Genomic DNA, 17,912 nt, shown 5'->3' on the forward strand with positions numbered 1-17,912 from the left:
GGAGAATAGTGATGAGCTTTATGTTAGCACTACCCAAAATTAGCCTGCATGGCGCTGGAGCGATTGCCGATATGGTGAACCTCGTGGCGAATAAGCAATGGGGCAAAGCGCTGATCGTCACCGATGGTCAACTGGTGAAGCTGGGCCTGCTGGACAGCCTGTTTGCCGCGCTGGATGGACATCAAATGTCTTACCACCTGTTTGATGAGGTATTCCCAAACCCGACAGAAGAGCTGGTGCAGAAAGGTTTTGCGGCGTATAAGAGCGCAGAATGTGACTACATTATCGCCTTCGGCGGCGGCAGCCCGATCGATACCGCTAAAGCGGTGAAAATCCTGACCGCCAACCCGGGTCCTTCTACCGCATACTCCGGCGTGGGCAAAGTGAAAAATGCCGGCGTTCCGCTGGTCGCCATCAATACCACCGCCGGTACAGCTGCAGAAATGACCAGCAATGCGGTGATTATCGACTCTGCTCGCAAGGTTAAAGAGGTAATCATCGACCCGAACATCATCCCGGATATCGCCGTGGATGATGCCAGCGTGATGCTGGAAATCCCGGCTTCCGTTACCGCCGCAACCGGTATGGACGCCCTGACCCACGCGGTGGAAGCCTATGTTTCCGTCGGCGCGCATCCACTCACTGACGCCAACGCGCTGGAAGCGATTCGCTTAATCAATCTGTGGCTACCGAAAGCGGTCGATGATGGCCACAACCTCGAAGCCCGTGAGCAAATGGCATTTGGTCAGTATCTGGCGGGTATGGCATTTAACAGCGCCGGTCTGGGTCTGGTGCATGCACTAGCGCACCAGCCGGGCGCAACCCACAACCTGCCGCACGGCGTCTGCAATGCCATCCTGCTGCCAGTAATCGAAAACTTTAACCGCCCAAACGCCGAGGCTCGCTTTGCCCGCGTGGCGCAGGCGATGGGCGTCGATACCCGCGGCATGAGCGATAAAGCGGCAAGCATGGAAGCCATTAACGCCATTCGCGCCCTGAGCAAGCGGGTAGGTATTCCAGCCGGTTTCAGCCAGCTTGGCGTGACCAAAGAAGATATTGAAGGCTGGTTGGATAAAGCATTGGCCGATCCGTGTGCGCCATGTAACCCACGCACCGCCAGTCGCGATGAAGTCCGCGAGCTATATCTGGAGGCGTTATGATCCGCAAAGCGTTTGTGATGCAGGTGAATGCCGACGCGCACGTTGAGTACCAGCGTCGTCATAATCCCATTTGGCCTGAGCTGGAATCAGTACTGAAACAACACGGCGCCCATCACTACGCGATTTATCTTGATCAGGAGCGTAATCTGCTGTTCGCCACCGTTGAGATTGAGTCCGAGGAGCGCTGGAATGCCGTTGCCAGCACCGACGTTTGCCAGCGTTGGTGGAAACATATGCGTGACGTGATGCCAGCCAACCCGGACAACAGCCCGCTCAGCGCAGAGCTAAAAGAGGTGTTCTATCTGCAGTAAGTCGTGTGCCCGGTGGCGCAAGCTTACCGGGCACACGGTTTTATTTTTTTGTAGGCCGGATAAGCGATAGCGCCATCCGGCAATTTCAATTCTGCTCAGAAACCAGAATCGCCTGGGTGTCAGGCTCCAGTGCTTTAAAGATATGCGCCCGATCGGCGGGGTAACAAATGTAGTCGCCCTCACCTAACTCTTCCGGCGCTTCCGTCAATCCCACCATCGCCTTACCTTGCGTCACGATAATATGTTCAACCGATCCCGGTGGATGCGGCTGTGAAATACGATCCGCGCCCGGTTGCGTCAGCAGCAGATAGATATCCCGCCGCGCGCCCGGTGGGCAGGCGGCCAGTAAAATGGCCTGATAGTGGGCCTGTTCCGCCACGACTTTTGTCCCTTCGCCGCGGCGAATCACCTGCGTTTTTTGCTCTTGCGGCTCCAGCAGGCGCGCAAAAGGGATATCCAACGCCACACACAGCGACCACAGCGTTTCCAGGCTAGGATTGCCATTACCCGCTTCCAACTGTGAGAGCGTCGATTTTGCAATCCCCGCGCGGCGGGCAATCTCTGCCAGTGACAAACCGGTGCGCTGACGTTCACGCACCAGGCTTTTCGCGATCATACTGATGGGCTGGGTCATTCACGACTCCATGTTTTTTATATCGAACGAATCGTTCGACTTGTAAAGCTAAATGGTTGCGTTCATTATAATGGAAATTCGTTCGATATGGCTAAAATGGTATGAAACATTATTTTTCCTGTCTCAAAGGCGACACGCTGAAAGCAATATTTCTCGTCTGTCTGGCCGTCGGCGTTGTCGGCATGTCATATGGCTCGCTGGCGATGGCCTACGGTTTCCCGCTGTGGGTACCGTTTGTGCTTTCTATTACGGTGCTGGCGGGCGCATCCGAGTTTATGTTTATCGGCATCGTCGCCAGCGGCGGTAACCCACTGGCGGCTGCGGCTGCCGGTTTACTGGTGAACGCCCGACACGTACCTTTTGGCGTTACGGTGCGTGACCTGGTGGGCTCTCGTGCCGCCAGCCTCCTCGGCTGCCATATCATGAACGACGAAAGCGTGGTGTTTGGCCTGTCGCAAAAAACGCCGGAACAGCGTAAAGCCGCCTACTGGCTATGCGGTCTGGGCGTCGCCCTATTCTGGCCGATTGGCACGCTGATTGGCGCAGGTGTCGGCAAACTGCTCCCGGCCCCAGAAACCATCGGTCTGGATGCCGTTTTCCCTGCCATTTTGTTGGCCTTAGTGGTCCCGGCCTTTAAAAACCGCACCACGCTGATCCGCGCCTGTAGCGGTGCCGCGCTGTCGCTTGCCGCCATTCCCTTTGCGCCGGTGGGTTTACCGGTTCTGCTCTCACTGTTTGGCTTACTGACGAGGAAAAAATAATGGGCAACATGACGCTGTTTATCGTTGGTATCGCCATGTTATCTCTGGGAACGTATTTAATGCGTTTAGGGGGAGCGAAGCTTGGGAGCCGTTTAGCGTTTTCAGAACGCTCGCAGGCGCTGCTTTCTGATGCCGCAACGGTATTGCTGTTCTCCGTCGCGCTGGCGACTACTTTTTATGAAGGTGAACACTTTGCTGGAATGGCACGCGTTCTTGGGGTTGGCTTCGCGGTCTTTCTCGCCTGGCGTAAAATGCCGTTGATCGTGGTAATCATTGCCGCGGCCGTGGTGACGGCGCTGTTGAGGATGGCGGGAATACATTAATAATATAACTACCCTGACGAAATATTCATCAGGGTAATCGCCTGTAGCATTGTGTGTTTTACCCCACAAAACCACGCGCTAACTCGGCCTCAAATTGTCACTGCGCGCTGACATATTGCCGCTCATCTCTTCATCGTCTCACCGTTAAAATCGTATGAAACAGGTTTTAACGGAGTCTCACCATGGCAGCCCTTACAGCTAACTGCATTGACCTGAATATTCAGGGAAATAGCGTTTATTCCATCCTCAAACAGCTGGCGAATATCGCTTTTGATAACAACTACGTCAGCGATCGTCATCAGTTTTTGCAAACGCTGCTGCTGCGCGAAAAGCTGCACTCCACCGGCTTTGGTTCGGGCATTGCCGTCCCGCACGGCAAAAGCGCCTGTGTTAAGCAGCCTTTCGTCCTGTTCGCGCGTAAATCAGAAAACGTCGACTGGAAGGCCAGCGACGGCGAAGACGTCAACTGCTGGATTTGCCTCGGCGTGCCGCAAACCGGCGAGGACGATCAGGTCAAAATCATCGGCACCCTGTGCCGCAAAATTATCCATCAGGATTTCATCAACCAGCTGAAACAGGGCGACGTCGGTCAGGTGCTTGCCCTGCTCAATCAGACCTTAACCTCATAAGGAAGCGGCTATGGAGTCATCCTTGCGTTTAGTGGCGATCACCAACTGTCCTGCGGGAATCGCCCACACCTATATGGTGGCGGAAGCGCTGGAGCAAAAAGCGCGTTCGCTTGGCCATACGATTAAAGTCGAAACCCAGGGTTCAAGCGGCGTGGAAAACCGTCTGACCAGTGAAGAGATTGCCGCCGCGGATTACGTGATTCTGGCAACAGGCCGCGGCTTAAGCGGTGAAGACCGCGCGCGCTTCGCCGGGAAAAAGGTCTACGAGATCGCCATTTCTCAGGCGCTGAAAAATATCGACCAGATTTTTACGCAGTTGCCTTCACATTCGCAGCTGTTTACCGCCGATAGCGGCGTAAAGCTGGGCAAACAGGATGTGCAGCAGGGTAGCGTGATGAGTCACCTGATGGCGGGCGTCTCCGCCGCGCTGCCGTTTGTTATCGGCGGCGGTATTCTGGTCGCCATCGCCAATATGCTAGTGCAGTTTGGTTTGCCCTATACCGACATGTCAAAGGGCGCGCCGTCGTTTACCTGGATCGTCGAATCCATCGGCTATCTGGGCTTCACCTTTATGATCCCCATAATGGGCGCGTACATCGCCTGGTCTATTGCCGATAAACCGGCGTTCGCCCCGGCGTTCCTCGTGTGCTATCTGGCGAACGATAAAGGGCTACTGGGGACGCAATCCGGCGCGGGATTTCTCGGCGCGGTCGTGCTGGGGCTGGCAATCGGCTACTTCGTCTTGTGGTTTCGCAAGGTGCGCCTCGGCAAAGCGCTCCAGCCGCTGCTCGGCTCGATGCTGATCCCGTTTGTCACACTGCTGGTGTTTGGCGTACTGACTTATTACGTCATCGGCCCGGTGATGTCCGATATCATGGGCGGCCTGCTGCACTTCCTGAACACCATTCCGCCATCAATGAAAATGGGCGCAGCCTTTCTCGTCGGCGCGATGCTGGCGTTCGATATGGGCGGGCCAATCAACAAAACCGCGTGGTTCTTCTGTTTCTCGCTGCTGGAAAAACATATCTATGACTGGTACGCCATCGTCGGCGTGGTGGCGCTGATGCCGCCCGTCGCAGCAGGTATCGCTACCTATTTAGCGCCAAAACTGTTTACCCAGCAGGAGAAGGCAGCCGCCAGCAGCGCGATTGTGGTGGGGGCAACCGTCGCCACCGAACCGGCTATTCCTTACGCGCTGGCCGCGCCGCTGCCGATGATTACTGCCAATACGCTCTCCGGCGGTATTACCGGCATGCTGGTGATCGCCTTCGGAATCAAACGGCTCGCGCCGGGGTTAGGTATCTTTGATCCACTGATTGGCCTGATGTCGCCAGTGGGGTCATTTTATCTGGTGCTGGCTATCGGTCTGGCGCTGAACATTTCGTTAATTATCATCCTGAAAGGGTTGTGGCTGAAACGTAAAGCCGCGCAGCAGGAGCTTGCCCATGAACATTGAGTTACTACAGCAGTTATGCGAAGCCAGCGCCGTCAGCGGCGATGAGCAGGAAGTTCGCTCCGTTCTCATTAATGCGCTGGAATCCGGCGTCGATGAAATCACCTTTGACGGCCTCGGCAGTTTTGTCGCCCGCAAAGGTGAGCGCGGGCCGAAAGTGGCCATCGTCGGGCACATGGATGAAGTCGGCTTTATGGTGACGCATATCGACGAGGGCGGTTTTATCCGCTTTACCACCATCGGCGGCTGGTGGAACCAGTCGATGCTTAACCATCGGGTCACTGTTCGCACTCGCACGGGGGCTAAAATACCCGGCGTGATCGGCTCCGTTGCGCCACATGCCCTCACGGAGAAACAAAAACAGCAGCCGTTCTCTTTTAATGAGATGTTCATTGATATTGGCGCGAACAGCCGTGAAGAGGTAGAAAAACAGGGAGTTGCGGTCGGCGATTTCATCAGTCCGGAGGCCAATTTCGCCCGCTGGGGCGATGATAAAATCGTCGGCAAAGCGCTGGATAACCGCGTCGGCTGCGCCCTGATGGCGGAGCTATTACAGGCAGTGGATAACCCGGAGATCATCCTGTACGGCGTCGGCAGCGTGGAAGAAGAGGTCGGGCTGCGCGGGGCGCAAACCTCGGCGGAGCATATCAAACCCGACGTGGTTATCGTGCTGGATACGGCGGTGGCGGGCGACGTTCCCGGCATTGATAGCATCAAATATCCGCTGAAGCTCGGCGATGGTCCGGGGCTGATGCTGTTTGATAAGCGCTACTTTCCCAATCAGCGACTGGTTGCCGCGTTGAAAGAGAGCGCTAAGCTCAGCGGGGCTCCTTTACAGTTCTGCACCATGAAAACCGGTGCGACGGACGGCGGACGCTATAATGTGATGGGCGGCGGTCGTCCGGTGGCGGCGCTGTGCCTGCCGACCCGCTATCTGCACGCCAATAGCGGTATGATTTCGGCGAAAGATTATGACGCGCTGTTCACTCTGGTCCGCGAGCTGCTGGTCTCGCTGACGGCGGATAACGTTAAAGCCTTCACCGATTTTCGCGAGTCAATCTGATGCTCAGTGAACGCCAGTTGAAAATTGTCGATCTCCTCGAACAGCAGCCGTATTCGTTGGGCGAGCTGGCGCGGCAAACTGGCGTTTCGGGCAGAACCATCCTGCGCGATCTTGACTACCTCAATTTTACGCTCAGCGGTAAGGCCCGCATCCAGCCAGGGGGCAGTGCGGGATATCAGTTGGATATCGTCGACAGACGCGGTTATTTTCAGCTTCTGCAACGCCATGATAATGATGACCGACTGCTGGCGATATTATTGCTGAACCCTTTTACCCCCCGCCTTCAGCTCGCCTCGACGCTGAATTTACCCGAAACCTGGGTTGCCGACAGGCTACCGCGTCTCAAACAACGCTATGAGCGCGCCTTTTGTCTTGCCAGCCGCCCAGGCGTCGGTCATTTCATTGATGAACCGGAAGAAAAGCGCATTATCCTGTTGGCGAATCTGCTGAAAAAAGATCCGCTGTTGATTCCGCTGCCGGGTATTACCCGCGACAATATCGACAGGCTCAATGCAGCATGTGAAAACCTTAATGAATTTCCGCTCATCTCGGGAGAGTACCTGGCAAGCCTGGTGCTGGCAGTCTACGCCCTGCGTAATCAGCTCTGCGGATCATGGCCAGAATGTCGGTATGCATCACTGAAAAACGCAGTGGAACAAGGAGGTGTTTACCTGGGTGAGAACGCCTTCAGAACACTGATCGGCCTCCTGGAAATCAGACAACAACAGGCCATGACCATCTCGGCCGGGACGGTGACTTCGTTATTAAAAAGCGTTCCCGGCATCGCCGCGTTGAATGTTATCGATAGCCAACTGGTTGATAATATTACCGGTCATCTGCTGAGATGCGTCTCTGCCCCGGTTTGGGTTCCGGAACACCGCCAGAGCAGTATGCATAACCTGAAGTCTACCTGGCCTGCCGCCTTCGATTTAAGTTTGCGTTTTATTGCCCTGTTGCGCGAAAAACTGGATATTCCGCTGTTCGATAGCGATCTCATCGGACTTTACTTCGCCTGTGCGCTGGAGCGGCACCAAAACGAGCGTCAGCCGGTCATTTTGCTCTCCGACCAGAATGCTATCGCCACTGTTAATCAACAGGCCATTGAGCGAGACGTACTGAATTGTCGGGTGATCATTGCGCGAAATACGAGTGAGGTCAGCGCCATCAGTGAAGAAATTACCCCGCTGTTAATCATCAATAATAGTCACTATCTGCTTGATGAATCTATAAAAAATACATTAACTATCAAAAACATTATCACCGCGGCGGGTACCGAGCAGATAAAACACTTCCTCGCAACGGCCTTTATACGCCAGCAGCCCGAACGATTCTTTTTACAGCAGGGCAGTTTTCATTACGCCAATACGAGTGGCGAAAGCTGGCAGAGCATCATTGGCCGGATCTGCGGCCAGCTTGTGGCACAGGGCCACATCACCGAAGACGAAGCGCTACGCATTTGCGCCCGGGAACATGAAGGTGAAAACCTGATAGTGAATCGTCTGGCGATTCCTCATTGCTGGAGTGAACAGGAGCGTCGCTTTCGTGGTTTCTTTATCACCCTCGCGCAACCTATTTTGGTGAATAACGAACCGGTCAGCCATGTGCTGATCGCCTGTGCCGCCGCCGAGGCGCGGCATGAACTAAAAATCTTCAGTTATTTATCCAGCGTGTTGAGTAGCCATCCGGCAGAGATTATTGCAGGGTTGAAAGACTATAAGGCGTTTATCGCATTGCTCGGGCAGTGAATGCCGGAAATGAAAAAAGCGCCTCAAAGGCGCTCTTTCTACAGTACTGAGGTATCTTATTTCAGCAGTTCAGCGGTCATGTGCACGCGGTTACCGGTGTAAGCCTGGGTGATTTTATAATCGCTGGCGCCTGCACGTTCAGCCTGAGCGGCAATGTTTGCTTCAGCGCTTTCCAGTGTAGAGCCGGTTGCAGTAACAGTCTGAGCAGCGAATGAACCGAAAGAAGTAGCCAGAGCGATAACTGCGACAAAAGTTTTGATGCTTTTCATGATATAAACCCTTTAACTTAGTTGTTTGAGTAAGGCACCGTGCCTTGATGTGATAAATAATAGGCTGATACTCGAACAACTAAAAGCGGAAGGATTTGCCTGTCTTATTCAAATTATTTGAGAAATAAAATGGCGCTTAATCACGAACAACAATGGTTCGCAGGTAGCAGAAGAAAAGCGCAACCGGCTGGCAGTTGGTTGCTTCGTCAGGGCGAGGCACAAAGTAAAATTCATCTTTTACATCATGGCGTTGCACGTGCGGTGTACCACGCAAACAACGGCGTAGAAAGGGTTAAAGAGTTTTACTTTGCCGGGGAATACTGCTTTCTGTACCTGAACTGGCTGACCAAAACGCCTGCTGATTACAGTCTGCAAATGATTACCGCAGGAGAAACCAGTGAAATTTCTTTGGCTTTGCTGGATGCGCCGGAAAATCAGGATATTAAGACCCAGCTACTGATTCAGCAATTGATCTACAAAGAGAAAAAAGAGCAAATGCTGCTGCTCAATACCCCAGAGCAGCGCTACCGGTATGTACAAACACACTTCCCGGACTGGGAGTCGCAGCTCACTCAGCGCGATCTCGCCAACTATATCGGTATTAATCCCGTTAGCCTGTCTCGTATTCGCCAGCGTCTTAACAAAAGCTAACGCCTTATGTGAATGCGTCGAGTATTGTCCCGCCACTCTGCAACGGTTGGCGCACATTATGAACGCATTTCTTCTCTCTCAGATTCTGGCCGGTATCAGCTTCTTGCTGGATATTTCCGCTTTTCATTTTCAACGCCGGGCCATCACCTTATCTCTGCTCACCACCTCCACTTCCCTGCTCGCTATCCATTTCTATCTTTTGGATCAAGATGCTGCGGCTGGGTTAATGGTCATCGCCGCATGCCGGTACGCGACGGCCATCGTCACGTTTCATCGCTGGGCTATGTGGGGATTTATGCTGGGGTCGCTGATGTGTAGCGTTTATCTTTGGCAAAATCTGTCGAGTATTTTGCCGCTGATGGGAAGCCTGCTGATGACCTTTGCGTCGTTTCAAAAACGCAGCGGGAAATTACGCGGATACACATTGTGCGGCAGCCTGTGTTGGCTACTGAACAATGTGATTGTCGGCTCGCCCGTTGCCGTAATAATGGAACTGGCATTTTCAGGCAGTATCCTGGCCGCCTGGTGGCGTCACTTCGCGATCAGACGCTCCGGATGCGTATAGATCGTCGCCCTGCCTGGTTTGCAAAAACCCACCAGCGTCAGGTTACAGCGTTCGGCAACTTCCACAGCGAGCGTTGTCGCCGCAGAAACGGCAAACAGGATCTCCACGCCGCACATTGCCGACTTCTGCACCATCTCATAGCTGGCGCGGCTGGAGACTAATACCGCACCCTGTTGCCAGGTTTCCCCTTCGAGCGCCCGACGCCCCAGCAGTTTATCCAGCGCGACATGACGCCCAACGTCTTCATGTCCGCCCGCCAGATGACCTGCAGGCTGCACCCATGCCGCCGCGTGCGTGCAGCCTGTCAGTTGACCCACGGGTTGAAAATCATTGAGATGTCGTAAAGCGTTATCAAGATTCGCCAGATCGAATGTCTGGGTAAACGGCAGCGGCTGGACCGGCTTGCCAATATCATTGAGCTGCTCCACGCCGCAAACACCACAACCGGTGCGCCCGGCCAACGCGCGACGACGTTCCTTCAATCCCATAAAACGACGGCTGGACAGCTCAACCTGAACTTCTAATCCGTTGCAGGAAGGAACCACGTCCATCCCGTAAATATCCTGCGGGGACTCAATAATGCCTTCAGAAAGTGAAAAACCCATCGCGAAATGCTCAAGATCTTTCGGTGACGCCATCATCACCACGTGTGAAATTCCGTTATAGACCAGCGCAACAGGCACTTCTTCAGCGACTTCATCAGGCTGAGGATGTTGTAAATCCTCGCGCTTCCAGAGAGTCAATTGGCGCGATCCTGTCGTAGATGTCACATTCTTAATGTTTTCTTGAATAATCTTATTCACTTTCTTTTAACCATATTGGAACACGCGTACCAACATTGTGGTATTCTTTACAAATCCCTCCTGGACGGAGGGAAATTCACCCAATTCTGGACCTTTGCGGTCCCGTCCGCAAAGAAAAATAACAACCACTTCCCACGCGTTGGCATGGCAGAAATGCGAAGGGAACGTGACAATGTCGAAACAAGGAGCAAACCATGCAGGTCAGCAGAAGGCAGTTCTTTAAGATCTGCGCTGGCGGTATGGCAGGCACCACGGCAGCGGCACTGGGCTTTGCACCCGGCGTAGCGCTCGCGGAAACACGGCAATATAAACTGCTGCGCACCCGCGAAACCCGTAACACCTGCACCTACTGTTCCGTTGGCTGTGGACTGTTGATGTACAGCCTCGGTGACGGAGCAAAAAACGCCAAAGCATCCATCTTCCATATTGAAGGGGACCCGGATCACCCGGTGAACCGCGGCGCGCTGTGCCCGAAAGGCGCAGGTCTTGTGGACTTCATCCACTCTGAAAGCCGTTTGAAATTCCCGGAATACCGCGCACCAGGCTCAGATAAGTGGCAGCAAATTAGCTGGGATGAGGCATTCGACCGCATCGCTAAGCTGATGAAAGAAGACCGCGACGCTAACTACGTTGCACAAAACGCCGAAGGCGTAACCGTTAACCGCTGGCTTTCCACCGGGATGCTGTGTGCATCCGCTTCCAGTAACGAAACCGGCTATTTGACGCAAAAATTCTCCCGCGCGCTGGGTATGCTTGCGGTCGACAACCAGGCGCGTGTCTGACACGGACCAACGGTAGCAAGTCTTGCTCCAACATTTGGTCGCGGTGCGATGACCAACCACTGGGTCGACATTAAAAACGCCAACCTCGTTGTGGTGATGGGCGGTAACGCCGCTGAAGCTCACCCGGTCGGGTTCCGCTGGGCGATGGAAGCGAAAATTCACAACGGCGCTAAGCTGATTGTCATCGATCCTCGCTTTACGCGAACCGCAGCGGTGGCTGATTTCTATGCCCCAATTCGTTCCGGTACTGACATTGCCTTCCTGTCAGGCGTCATGCTGTACCTGCTGAATAACGAAAAATTCAACCGCGAATATACCGAGGCCTATACCAACGCCAGCCTGATCGTGCGCGAGGATTTTGGCTTCGAAGATGGCCTGTTTACCGGCTACGACGCGGACAAACGCAAGTATGACAAAACCAGTTGGAACTATGAGCTGGATGAAAACGGCTTCGCCAAACGCGATGTGACTCTGCAACATCCACGCTGTGTATGGAACCTGCTCAAACAGCACGTCTCCCGCTATACACCGGAGGTCGTAGAGAATATCTGCGGTACGCCGAAGACCGATTTCCTGAAGGTCTGTGAATACATCGCAGAAACCAGCGCGAAAGACAAAACCGCATCATTCCTGTACGCGCTGGGCTGGACGCAGCACTCCGTTGGTGCGCAGAACATCCGTACGATGGCGATGATCCAGTTGATCCTCGGCAACATGGGCATGGCCGGCGGCGGTGTTAACGCCCTGCGTGGTCACTCCAACATTCAGGGACTGACCGACCTTGGTCTGCTGTCACAGAGTCTGCCGGGTTATCTGACGCTGCCAAGCGAAAAACAGACCGACCTGCAAACCTACCTTGCCGCCAACACGCCAAAACCATTGCTGGAAGGTCAGGTAAACTACTGGGGCAACTACCCGAAATTCTTCGTTTCGATGATGAAAGCCTTCTTTGGCGATAAAGCGACAGCAGAAAATAGCTGGGGCTTCGACTGGCTGCCGAAGTGGGATAAAGGGTACGACGTCCTGCAGTACTTCGAGATGATGAACCAGGGCAAAGTGAATGGCTATATCTGCCAGGGCTTTAACCCGGTCGCCTCATTCCCGAACAAAAACAAGGTTGTGGCTTCACTGTCCAAACTGAAGTATCTGATCACTATCGACCCGCTCAACACAGAGACCTCCACCTTCTGGCAGAACCATGGTGAGTCGAACGATGTTGATCCGTCAAAAATCCAGACCGAAGTATTCCGTCTGCCATCCACCTGCTTCGCCGAAGAGAACGGTTCGATCGTCAACTCGGGTCGCTGGCTGCAGTGGCACTGGAAAGGCGCGGATGCCCCAGGGATTGCCGCAACCGATGGCGAAATCCTCGCCGGTATCTTCCTGCGCCTGCGCAAGATGTATGCCGAACAAGGTGGTGCAAACCCGGAACAGGTGCTGAGCATGACCTGGAACTACTCCACACCGCATGAGCCGGCTTCGGAAGAAGTGGCGATGGAGAGTAACGGTAAAGCGCTGGCTGATATTACCGACCCGGCAACCGGCGCGGTAATCGTCAAGAAAGGCCAACAGCTCAGCTCGTTCGCCCAACTGCGTGATGACGGCACGACCTCCAGCGGCTGCTGGATTTTTGCCGGTAGCTGGACGCCGGAAGGCAACATGATGGCGCGTCGCGATAACGCCGATCCGTCTGGCCTTGGCAATACGCTGGGTTGGGCCTGGGCGTGGCCACTTAACCGCCGCATTCTTTATAACCGTGCTTCCGCAGACCCGCAGGGGAATCCGTGGGATCCGAAACGTCAGATCCTGAAATGGGATGGCGCGAAATGGAGCGGGATGGATATTCCTGACTACAGCGCCGCCGCACCGGGTACTGACGTAGGGCCGTTTATCATGCAGCCGGAAGGGATGGGACGCCTGTTTGCTATCGATAAGATGGCGGAAGGGCCGTTCCCGGAACACTACGAGCCGTTTGAAACGCCGCTCGGCACTAACCCGCTGCACCCGAACGTTATCTCTAACCCTGCCGCGCGTATCTTTAAAGGTGACGCGGAGGCGCTGGGTAAAGCGGATAAATTCCCGTATGTCGGTACAACTTATCGTCTGACCGAGCACTTCCACTACTGGACCAAGCATGCGCTGCTAAACGCCATCGCCCAGCCGGAACAGTTTGTGGAAATTGGCGAGAAGCTGGCGAATAAGCTCGGTATCTCTCATGGTGATACCGTCAAAGTCTCCTCTAACCGCGGCTATATTAAAGCCAAAGCAGTGGTGACCAAACGTATTCGCACGTTGAAGGCCAACGGTAAGGATATCGACACTATCGGTATTCCGATTCACTGGGGCTACGAAGGTGTGGCGAAAAAAGGCTTTATCGCTAACACGTTAACGCCATTCGTTGGTGATGCGAATACGCAGACGCCGGAATTTAAGTCCTTCCTCGTGAATGTGGAAAAGGTGTAACGGAGACGACCTATGGCTTATCAATCGCAAGACATCATTCGTCGATCCGCCACTAACGGTTTCACCCCCGCGCCTCAGGCGCGGGATCACCAGGAAGAGGTGGCGAAACTTATCGACGTCACTACCTGTATCGGCTGTAAAGCCTGTCAGGTGGCGTGTTCCGAGTGGAACGACATCCGTGATGAAGTGGGCAACAACGTTGGGGTGTATGACAACCCGGCTGATTTGACCGCGAAATCCTGGACGGTGATGCGCTTCTCGGAAGTGGAACAGAACGACAAACTTGAGTGGCTGATCCGTAAGGATGGCTGTATGCACTGCGCCGATCCGGGCTGCCTGAAGGCGTGTCCGGCTGAAGGCGCTATCATTCAGTATGCCAACGGTATCGTCGACTTCCAGTCCGAGCAGTGCATCGGCTGCGGCTACTGCATTGCTGGCTGCCCGTTCGATGTGCCGCGCCTCAACCCGGAAGACAACCGCGTGTACAAATGTACGCTGTGCGTCGACCGTGTAGTGGTCGGGCAAGAACCGGCCTGCGTGAAAACCTGCCCAACCGGGGCGATTCATTTCGGCACCAAAGAGTCGATGAAAACGCTGGCTGGTGAGCGCGTGGCGGAACTGAAAACGCGTGGCTACGAAAACGCGGGCCTGTACGATCCAGCGGGCGTTGGCGGTACGCACGTAATGTACGTATTGCACCATGCCGACAAGCCGAATCTGTACCACGGTCTGCCGGAGAACCCGGAAATCAGCGCCACCGTGAAGTTCTGGAAAGGCATCTGGAAACCGTTGGCAGCAGTCGGCTTCGCAGCGACATTTGCGGCCAGTATCTTCCACTACGTCGGTGTGGGTCCAAACCGTGCGGAAGAGGAAGAAGACAATCTGCATGAAGAGAAAGACGAGGTGCGCAAATGAAACGACGTGACACCATCGTGCGCTACACGGCGCCGGAACGCATCAACCACTGGATAACCGCCTTCTGCTTTATTCTGGCGGCAGTGAGCGGGATGGGTTTTCTCTTCCCGTCTTTTAACTGGCTGATGCACATCATGGGCACGCCGCAACTGGCGCGAATTGTGCACCCGTTTGTCGGCGTGATCATGTTTGCCTCTTTTATCATCATGTTTTTCCGTTACTGGCACCACAATCTAATCAATCGGGATGATATCTTTTGGGCGAAGAATATTCGTAAGATTGTCGTCAACGAGGAAGTAGGTGACACGGGACGTTATAACTTCGGCCAGAAATGCGTATTCTGGGCGGCGATTATCTTCCTGGTGCTGTTACTGGTGAGCGGAGTGATCATCTGGCGTCCGTATTTTGCGCCTGCTTTCTCAATCCCGGTGATCCGATTCGCGTTAATGCTGCATTCATTTGCCGCAGTAGCGTTAATTGTGGTTATCATGGTGCACATTTACGCCGCCCTTTGGGTGAAAGGCACCATTACCGCGATGGTGGAAGGATGGGTTACTAAATCGTGGGCGAAGAAACATCACCCACGCTGGTACCGAGAAGTCCGCCAGAAACAGGAAAAGTCATCTGAATGAGTATTCGCATAATCCCGCAAGATGAGCTGGGTTCGAGCGAGAAACGCACGGCGGATATGATTCCGCCGTTATTGTTCCCCAGACTCAAAAATTTGTATAACCGTCGTGCTGAACGTCTGCGCGAGCTGGCCGAAAACAACCCGCTGGGCGATTATCTGCGCTTTGCCGCGCTGATCGCCCACGCACAGGAAGTGGTACTGTACGATCATCCGCTGCAGATGGATCTGACCGCTCGTATCAAAGAAGCGAACGATCAGGGCAAGCCGCCGCTGGATATCCACGTCCTGCCACGTGACAAGCACTGGCAAAAACTGCTGCAATCGTTAATTGCTGAGCTGAAGCCAGAAATGAGCGGCCCTGCGCTGGCGGTGATCGAGAATCTGGAAAAAGCCTCAGAGCAGGAGCTGGAGCTGATGGCCAGCGCGCTGTTTGCCTCTGATTTTGCCTCCGTCAGTAGCGATAAAGCCCCGTTCATTTGGGCCGCACTGTCGCTCTACTGGGCGCAGATGGCAAGTCTGATCCCCGGCAAAGCGCGCGCTGAGTACGGTGAACAGCGTCAGTTCTGCCCGGTATGTGGTTCGATGCCGGTCTCCAGCATAGTGCAAATCGGTACGACTCAGGGGCTGCGTTATTTGCACTGCAACCTGTGCGAAACCGAGTGGCACGTGGTGCGCGTGAAGTGCAGCAACTGCGAACAGAGCCGTGACTTGAACTACTGGTCGCTGGATAACGAGCAGGCGGCAATTAAAGCCGAAAGCTGCGGCGACTGCGGGACTTACCTGAAGATTCTCTACCAGGAAAAAGACCCGAAAGTCGAGGCCGTGGCCGACGACCTCGCGTCACTGATGCTGGACGCCCACATGGAGCAAGAAGGCTTTGCCCGCAGCTCCATCAACCCGTTCTTATTCCCGGGTGAAGGGGAGTAAAACCCCAGTACTGCCGGGCGACGCTGGTCGCCCGGACTATAACGTATACGGTGTGACCACACCGGATATGCTTGCAAAATCTTTGGTATTACGCGTAACCAGTGTCAGATGATGAATCTGCGCAGTAGCCAGGATAATGGCATCCGGCAATTTCATCCCGTATTCTTGCCTGATATTCACGCTTCGCTCAGCAATATCCTGTGAAACTCCAATAATGTTAAAAGCGCCTAGCGCAATGCGAGTACGGGCCTCCTGATGGTATTTTTTTGCGCCTACCATCACCTCCATCCAGGTAATGAGACTGATTGCGTTCTGTGGCGGCCATGTTTCTATCGCCAGTTTTGCTTCACTTCGCCCGCTAAACAGGTCGATGAGGATATTGGTATCAAAAAGCGCAGACCCTTTGACCATTACCATTCCTCACGAAGTTTACGTTGGTATTCAACGCCATCTTCCTCACAGCCTTGCCAGAGCCCCAATGCTTTCGAAATTGTGGTTTCAGCCCGATCCTGTCTTTCCAGATATTGCTCAACGGCCTCCCGCAAGAGTTCTGCACGAGGCAGGTTGCGTTGCACCTTGAGATCGTCAAGCCGTTTAATCACGTCGTCTGATAAATCGAGTAAAATTCTGCCCATATCCATCCCAGCCATCATACTCACATATACCTCCAGTATATCATTCGCGCTTATTTTTCAAATAACATACACCTGAGACTGACGAGAAAATAGTTATTACGCGAACGATTTTTATTTTTGCGAGCCGCTTTCCAGAATCGTACGCAGCCCAATTTTCCCATTTTCATTCGTACCAAATCGGGTTATAAAACTGTATATCCATACAGATAAAGGCAATGAAAAATGGCACTGGAAAGCGGGATTGCGCAGTTAGTGGAGGAATTTATCGCGGCGGGACGCCCCTCTTCTCGCGAACAGAATATTGATGACCGGAGGGCGGGCTACATCGCCAGCACGACACTGGCAGGAGAAACAGAAACCCGCGTCCAGGTTGAAGATATTGAACTCGATGCCATGACGTTTCGCGTGGTTTCGCCGCTCAATGCCACAGGAAAATTACCCTGCGTCATTTATTATCATGGTGGCTGCTTTGTCAGCGGTGGCTTTGCTACTCACGATAACCAGTTAAGGCAGTTAGCTTTTTACAGTAATTGTCGCGTGATTGCCGTGCAGTACCGACTTGCGCCAGAGCACACCTTCCCGGCCGCGCATAACGATGCCGAAACCGGAGCCAATACTATCTGGAAATATGCCCAGAAACTGGGGATAGACCGCGCGAACATTACGCTTGCCGGCGATAGCGCGGGCGGGCATCTGGCGCTGGTCACCGCGCTACGCCTGAAAGCCGCCCGTCAATGGCAACCTGCACAGCTGACTCTGATCTACCCCATGCTGGACGCAACCGCCAGATTTGAGAGCTACGCCCGTAACGTGCAGGATTACATTATCACGCGTGACACGCTGCTTTCAGGCTACGAGATGTATATGCCGCGAACCGATCCACTGCATCCTGAAGCCAGTCCGCTCTGGCGTGAGGACTTCGCCGGTCTGCCATCCACGCACATCATTACAGCCGAATTCGACCCACTGCGCGATGAGGGCGAGGCCCTGTATCAACGGTTCCAGGAACAGGGTGTGGAATGCACTTGCCAGCGCTATCTCGGTGTCATCCATGGCTTTTTCCAGCTCGGAGGTGTGAGCCAGGCGGCACGAAGCGCCATGCGAGATGTGGCCTGGCGTGTTGTAAGTCCATCAACAGGGAAAATAATCTAAAATTCAATTTAGTTTTCAACTTGAAAACCTGATGATGCTG

General features: G+C 54.1%; 20 protein-coding genes. 15 read left to right on the forward strand and 5 right to left on the reverse strand.

What is annotated here, in order from left to right; all coding sequences use genetic code 11:
• Window positions 1-11 precede the first annotated feature (11 nt).
• Both fucO and rhaM read left to right on the forward strand, forming a co-directional pair.
• Window positions 12-1,160: a lactaldehyde reductase gene (gene fucO / locus FHD02_RS17735; protein ID WP_220394139.1), complete on the forward strand. Its 1,149-nt coding sequence runs from the start codon at window positions 12-14 to the stop codon at window positions 1,158-1,160.
• Window positions 1,157-1,471 carry an L-rhamnose mutarotase gene (gene rhaM, locus FHD02_RS17740; RefSeq protein WP_137371473.1) on the forward strand — a complete coding sequence of 105 codons (315 nt, stop codon included), beginning with the start codon at window positions 1,157-1,159 and terminating at the stop codon, window positions 1,469-1,471. The genes fucO and rhaM overlap by 4 nt, the downstream gene beginning before the upstream one ends.
• A gap of 85 nt (window positions 1,472-1,556) precedes the next feature.
• On the opposite strand, the gene FHD02_RS17745 is transcribed toward rhaM, so the two are convergent.
• Window positions 1,557-2,105 (reverse strand): helix-turn-helix domain-containing protein, encoded by a 549-nt coding sequence (locus FHD02_RS17745; protein WP_003825255.1) that lies wholly within the window; start codon window positions 2,103-2,105, stop codon window positions 1,557-1,559.
• A gap of 101 nt (window positions 2,106-2,206) precedes the next feature.
• Here FHD02_RS17745 and FHD02_RS17750 point away from each other — a divergent pair, with 101 nt between their 5' ends.
• The 6 genes from FHD02_RS17750 (at window position 2,207) to FHD02_RS17775 (ending at window position 8,079) form a co-directional block, all read left to right on the forward strand.
• Window positions 2,207-2,866, forward strand: coding sequence for an AzlC family ABC transporter permease (locus FHD02_RS17750; protein WP_042313471.1), 660 nt, complete (start codon window positions 2,207-2,209; stop codon window positions 2,864-2,866).
• On the forward strand, window positions 2,866-3,189 hold the full coding sequence (locus FHD02_RS17755; protein WP_042313473.1) for an AzlD domain-containing protein: 324 nt from the start codon (window positions 2,866-2,868) through the stop codon (window positions 3,187-3,189). Before FHD02_RS17750 ends, FHD02_RS17755 begins: the two co-directional genes overlap by 1 nt.
• 182 nt (window positions 3,190-3,371) lie before the next feature.
• Window positions 3,372-3,818 carry a PTS fructose transporter subunit IIA gene (locus FHD02_RS17760; RefSeq protein WP_137361708.1) on the forward strand — a complete coding sequence of 149 codons (447 nt, stop codon included), beginning with the start codon at window positions 3,372-3,374 and terminating at the stop codon, window positions 3,816-3,818.
• A 10-nt stretch (window positions 3,819-3,828) separates the two neighbouring features.
• Window positions 3,829-5,274 (forward strand): PTS fructose-like transporter subunit IIBC, encoded by a 1,446-nt coding sequence (locus FHD02_RS17765; protein ID WP_042313477.1) that lies wholly within the window; start codon window positions 3,829-3,831, stop codon window positions 5,272-5,274.
• Window positions 5,264-6,334 (forward strand): aminopeptidase, encoded by a 1,071-nt coding sequence (locus FHD02_RS17770; protein ID WP_220394140.1) that lies wholly within the window; start codon window positions 5,264-5,266, stop codon window positions 6,332-6,334. Before FHD02_RS17765 ends, FHD02_RS17770 begins: the two co-directional genes overlap by 11 nt.
• Window positions 6,334-8,079 (forward strand): putative frv operon regulatory protein, encoded by a 1,746-nt coding sequence (locus tag FHD02_RS17775; RefSeq protein ID WP_220394141.1) that lies wholly within the window; start codon window positions 6,334-6,336, stop codon window positions 8,077-8,079. Before FHD02_RS17770 ends, FHD02_RS17775 begins: the two co-directional genes overlap by 1 nt.
• Window positions 8,080-8,135: 56 nt before the next feature.
• On the opposite strand, the gene FHD02_RS17780 is transcribed toward FHD02_RS17775, so the two are convergent.
• A complete protein-coding gene (locus FHD02_RS17780; RefSeq protein WP_042313485.1) occupies window positions 8,136-8,348 on the reverse strand; it encodes a DUF1471 domain-containing protein in 213 nt (70 codons plus the stop codon).
• Between the two features lie 129 nt (window positions 8,349-8,477).
• Between FHD02_RS17780 and FHD02_RS17785 the strand changes: the two genes are divergently transcribed.
• Both FHD02_RS17785 and FHD02_RS17790 read left to right on the forward strand, forming a co-directional pair.
• The gene (locus FHD02_RS17785) at window positions 8,478-8,999 is read left to right on the forward strand and encodes a Crp/Fnr family transcriptional regulator (RefSeq protein ID WP_061382588.1); all 522 of its coding nucleotides are present in this window, start codon (window positions 8,478-8,480) and stop codon (window positions 8,997-8,999) included.
• Window positions 9,000-9,057: 58 nt separating this feature from the next.
• Complete coding sequence (locus FHD02_RS17790; RefSeq protein WP_079225725.1) at window positions 9,058-9,564, forward strand: YgjV family protein; 507 nt, start codon at window positions 9,058-9,060, stop codon at window positions 9,562-9,564.
• Here FHD02_RS17790 and fdhD read toward each other — a convergent pair.
• Complete coding sequence (gene fdhD, locus FHD02_RS17795) at window positions 9,531-10,367, reverse strand: formate dehydrogenase accessory sulfurtransferase FdhD (protein WP_072276989.1); 837 nt, start codon at window positions 10,365-10,367, stop codon at window positions 9,531-9,533. The genes FHD02_RS17790 and fdhD overlap by 34 nt on opposite strands.
• Window positions 10,368-10,561: 194 nt before the next feature.
• Here fdhD and fdnG point away from each other — a divergent pair, with 194 nt between their 5' ends.
• From fdnG to fdhE, 4 genes are read left to right on the forward strand one after another with little or no spacing between them, the layout of a single operon-like run.
• The gene (fdnG, locus tag FHD02_RS17800) at window positions 10,562-13,612 is read left to right on the forward strand and encodes a formate dehydrogenase-N subunit alpha (RefSeq protein WP_220394142.1); all 3,051 of its coding nucleotides are present in this window, start codon (window positions 10,562-10,564) and stop codon (window positions 13,610-13,612) included.
• A gap of 12 nt (window positions 13,613-13,624) precedes the next feature.
• On the forward strand, window positions 13,625-14,527 hold the full coding sequence (fdoH, locus tag FHD02_RS17805; protein WP_003028691.1) for a formate dehydrogenase O subunit beta: 903 nt from the start codon (window positions 13,625-13,627) through the stop codon (window positions 14,525-14,527).
• Window positions 14,524-15,159, forward strand: coding sequence for a formate dehydrogenase cytochrome b556 subunit (gene fdoI / locus FHD02_RS17810; protein WP_042313508.1), 636 nt, complete (start codon window positions 14,524-14,526; stop codon window positions 15,157-15,159). The genes fdoH and fdoI overlap by 4 nt, the downstream gene beginning before the upstream one ends.
• The gene (gene fdhE, locus FHD02_RS17815) at window positions 15,156-16,085 is read left to right on the forward strand and encodes a formate dehydrogenase accessory protein FdhE (protein ID WP_042313511.1); all 930 of its coding nucleotides are present in this window, start codon (window positions 15,156-15,158) and stop codon (window positions 16,083-16,085) included. Before fdoI ends, fdhE begins: the two co-directional genes overlap by 4 nt.
• Window positions 16,086-16,121: 36 nt before the next feature.
• On the opposite strand, the gene FHD02_RS17820 is transcribed toward fdhE, so the two are convergent.
• Window positions 16,122-16,496, reverse strand: coding sequence for a type II toxin-antitoxin system VapC family toxin (locus FHD02_RS17820; RefSeq protein WP_061382591.1), 375 nt, complete (start codon window positions 16,494-16,496; stop codon window positions 16,122-16,124).
• Window positions 16,496-16,738: a CopG family transcriptional regulator gene (locus tag FHD02_RS17825; RefSeq protein ID WP_001523745.1), complete on the reverse strand. Its 243-nt coding sequence runs from the start codon at window positions 16,736-16,738 to the stop codon at window positions 16,496-16,498. Before FHD02_RS17825 ends, FHD02_RS17820 begins: the two co-directional genes overlap by 1 nt.
• A 204-nt stretch (window positions 16,739-16,942) precedes the next feature.
• Between FHD02_RS17825 and FHD02_RS17830 the strand changes: the two genes are divergently transcribed.
• Window positions 16,943-17,872, forward strand: a complete 930-nt coding sequence (locus tag FHD02_RS17830; RefSeq protein WP_220394143.1) for an alpha/beta hydrolase — start codon at window positions 16,943-16,945, stop codon at window positions 17,870-17,872.
• The last annotated feature ends 40 nt before the right edge of the window (window positions 17,873-17,912 follow it).

This window comes from Citrobacter sp. EC_71 (assembly GCF_019584005.1).
Classification (GTDB): Bacteria; Pseudomonadota; Gammaproteobacteria; order Enterobacterales; family Enterobacteriaceae; genus Citrobacter; species Citrobacter werkmanii.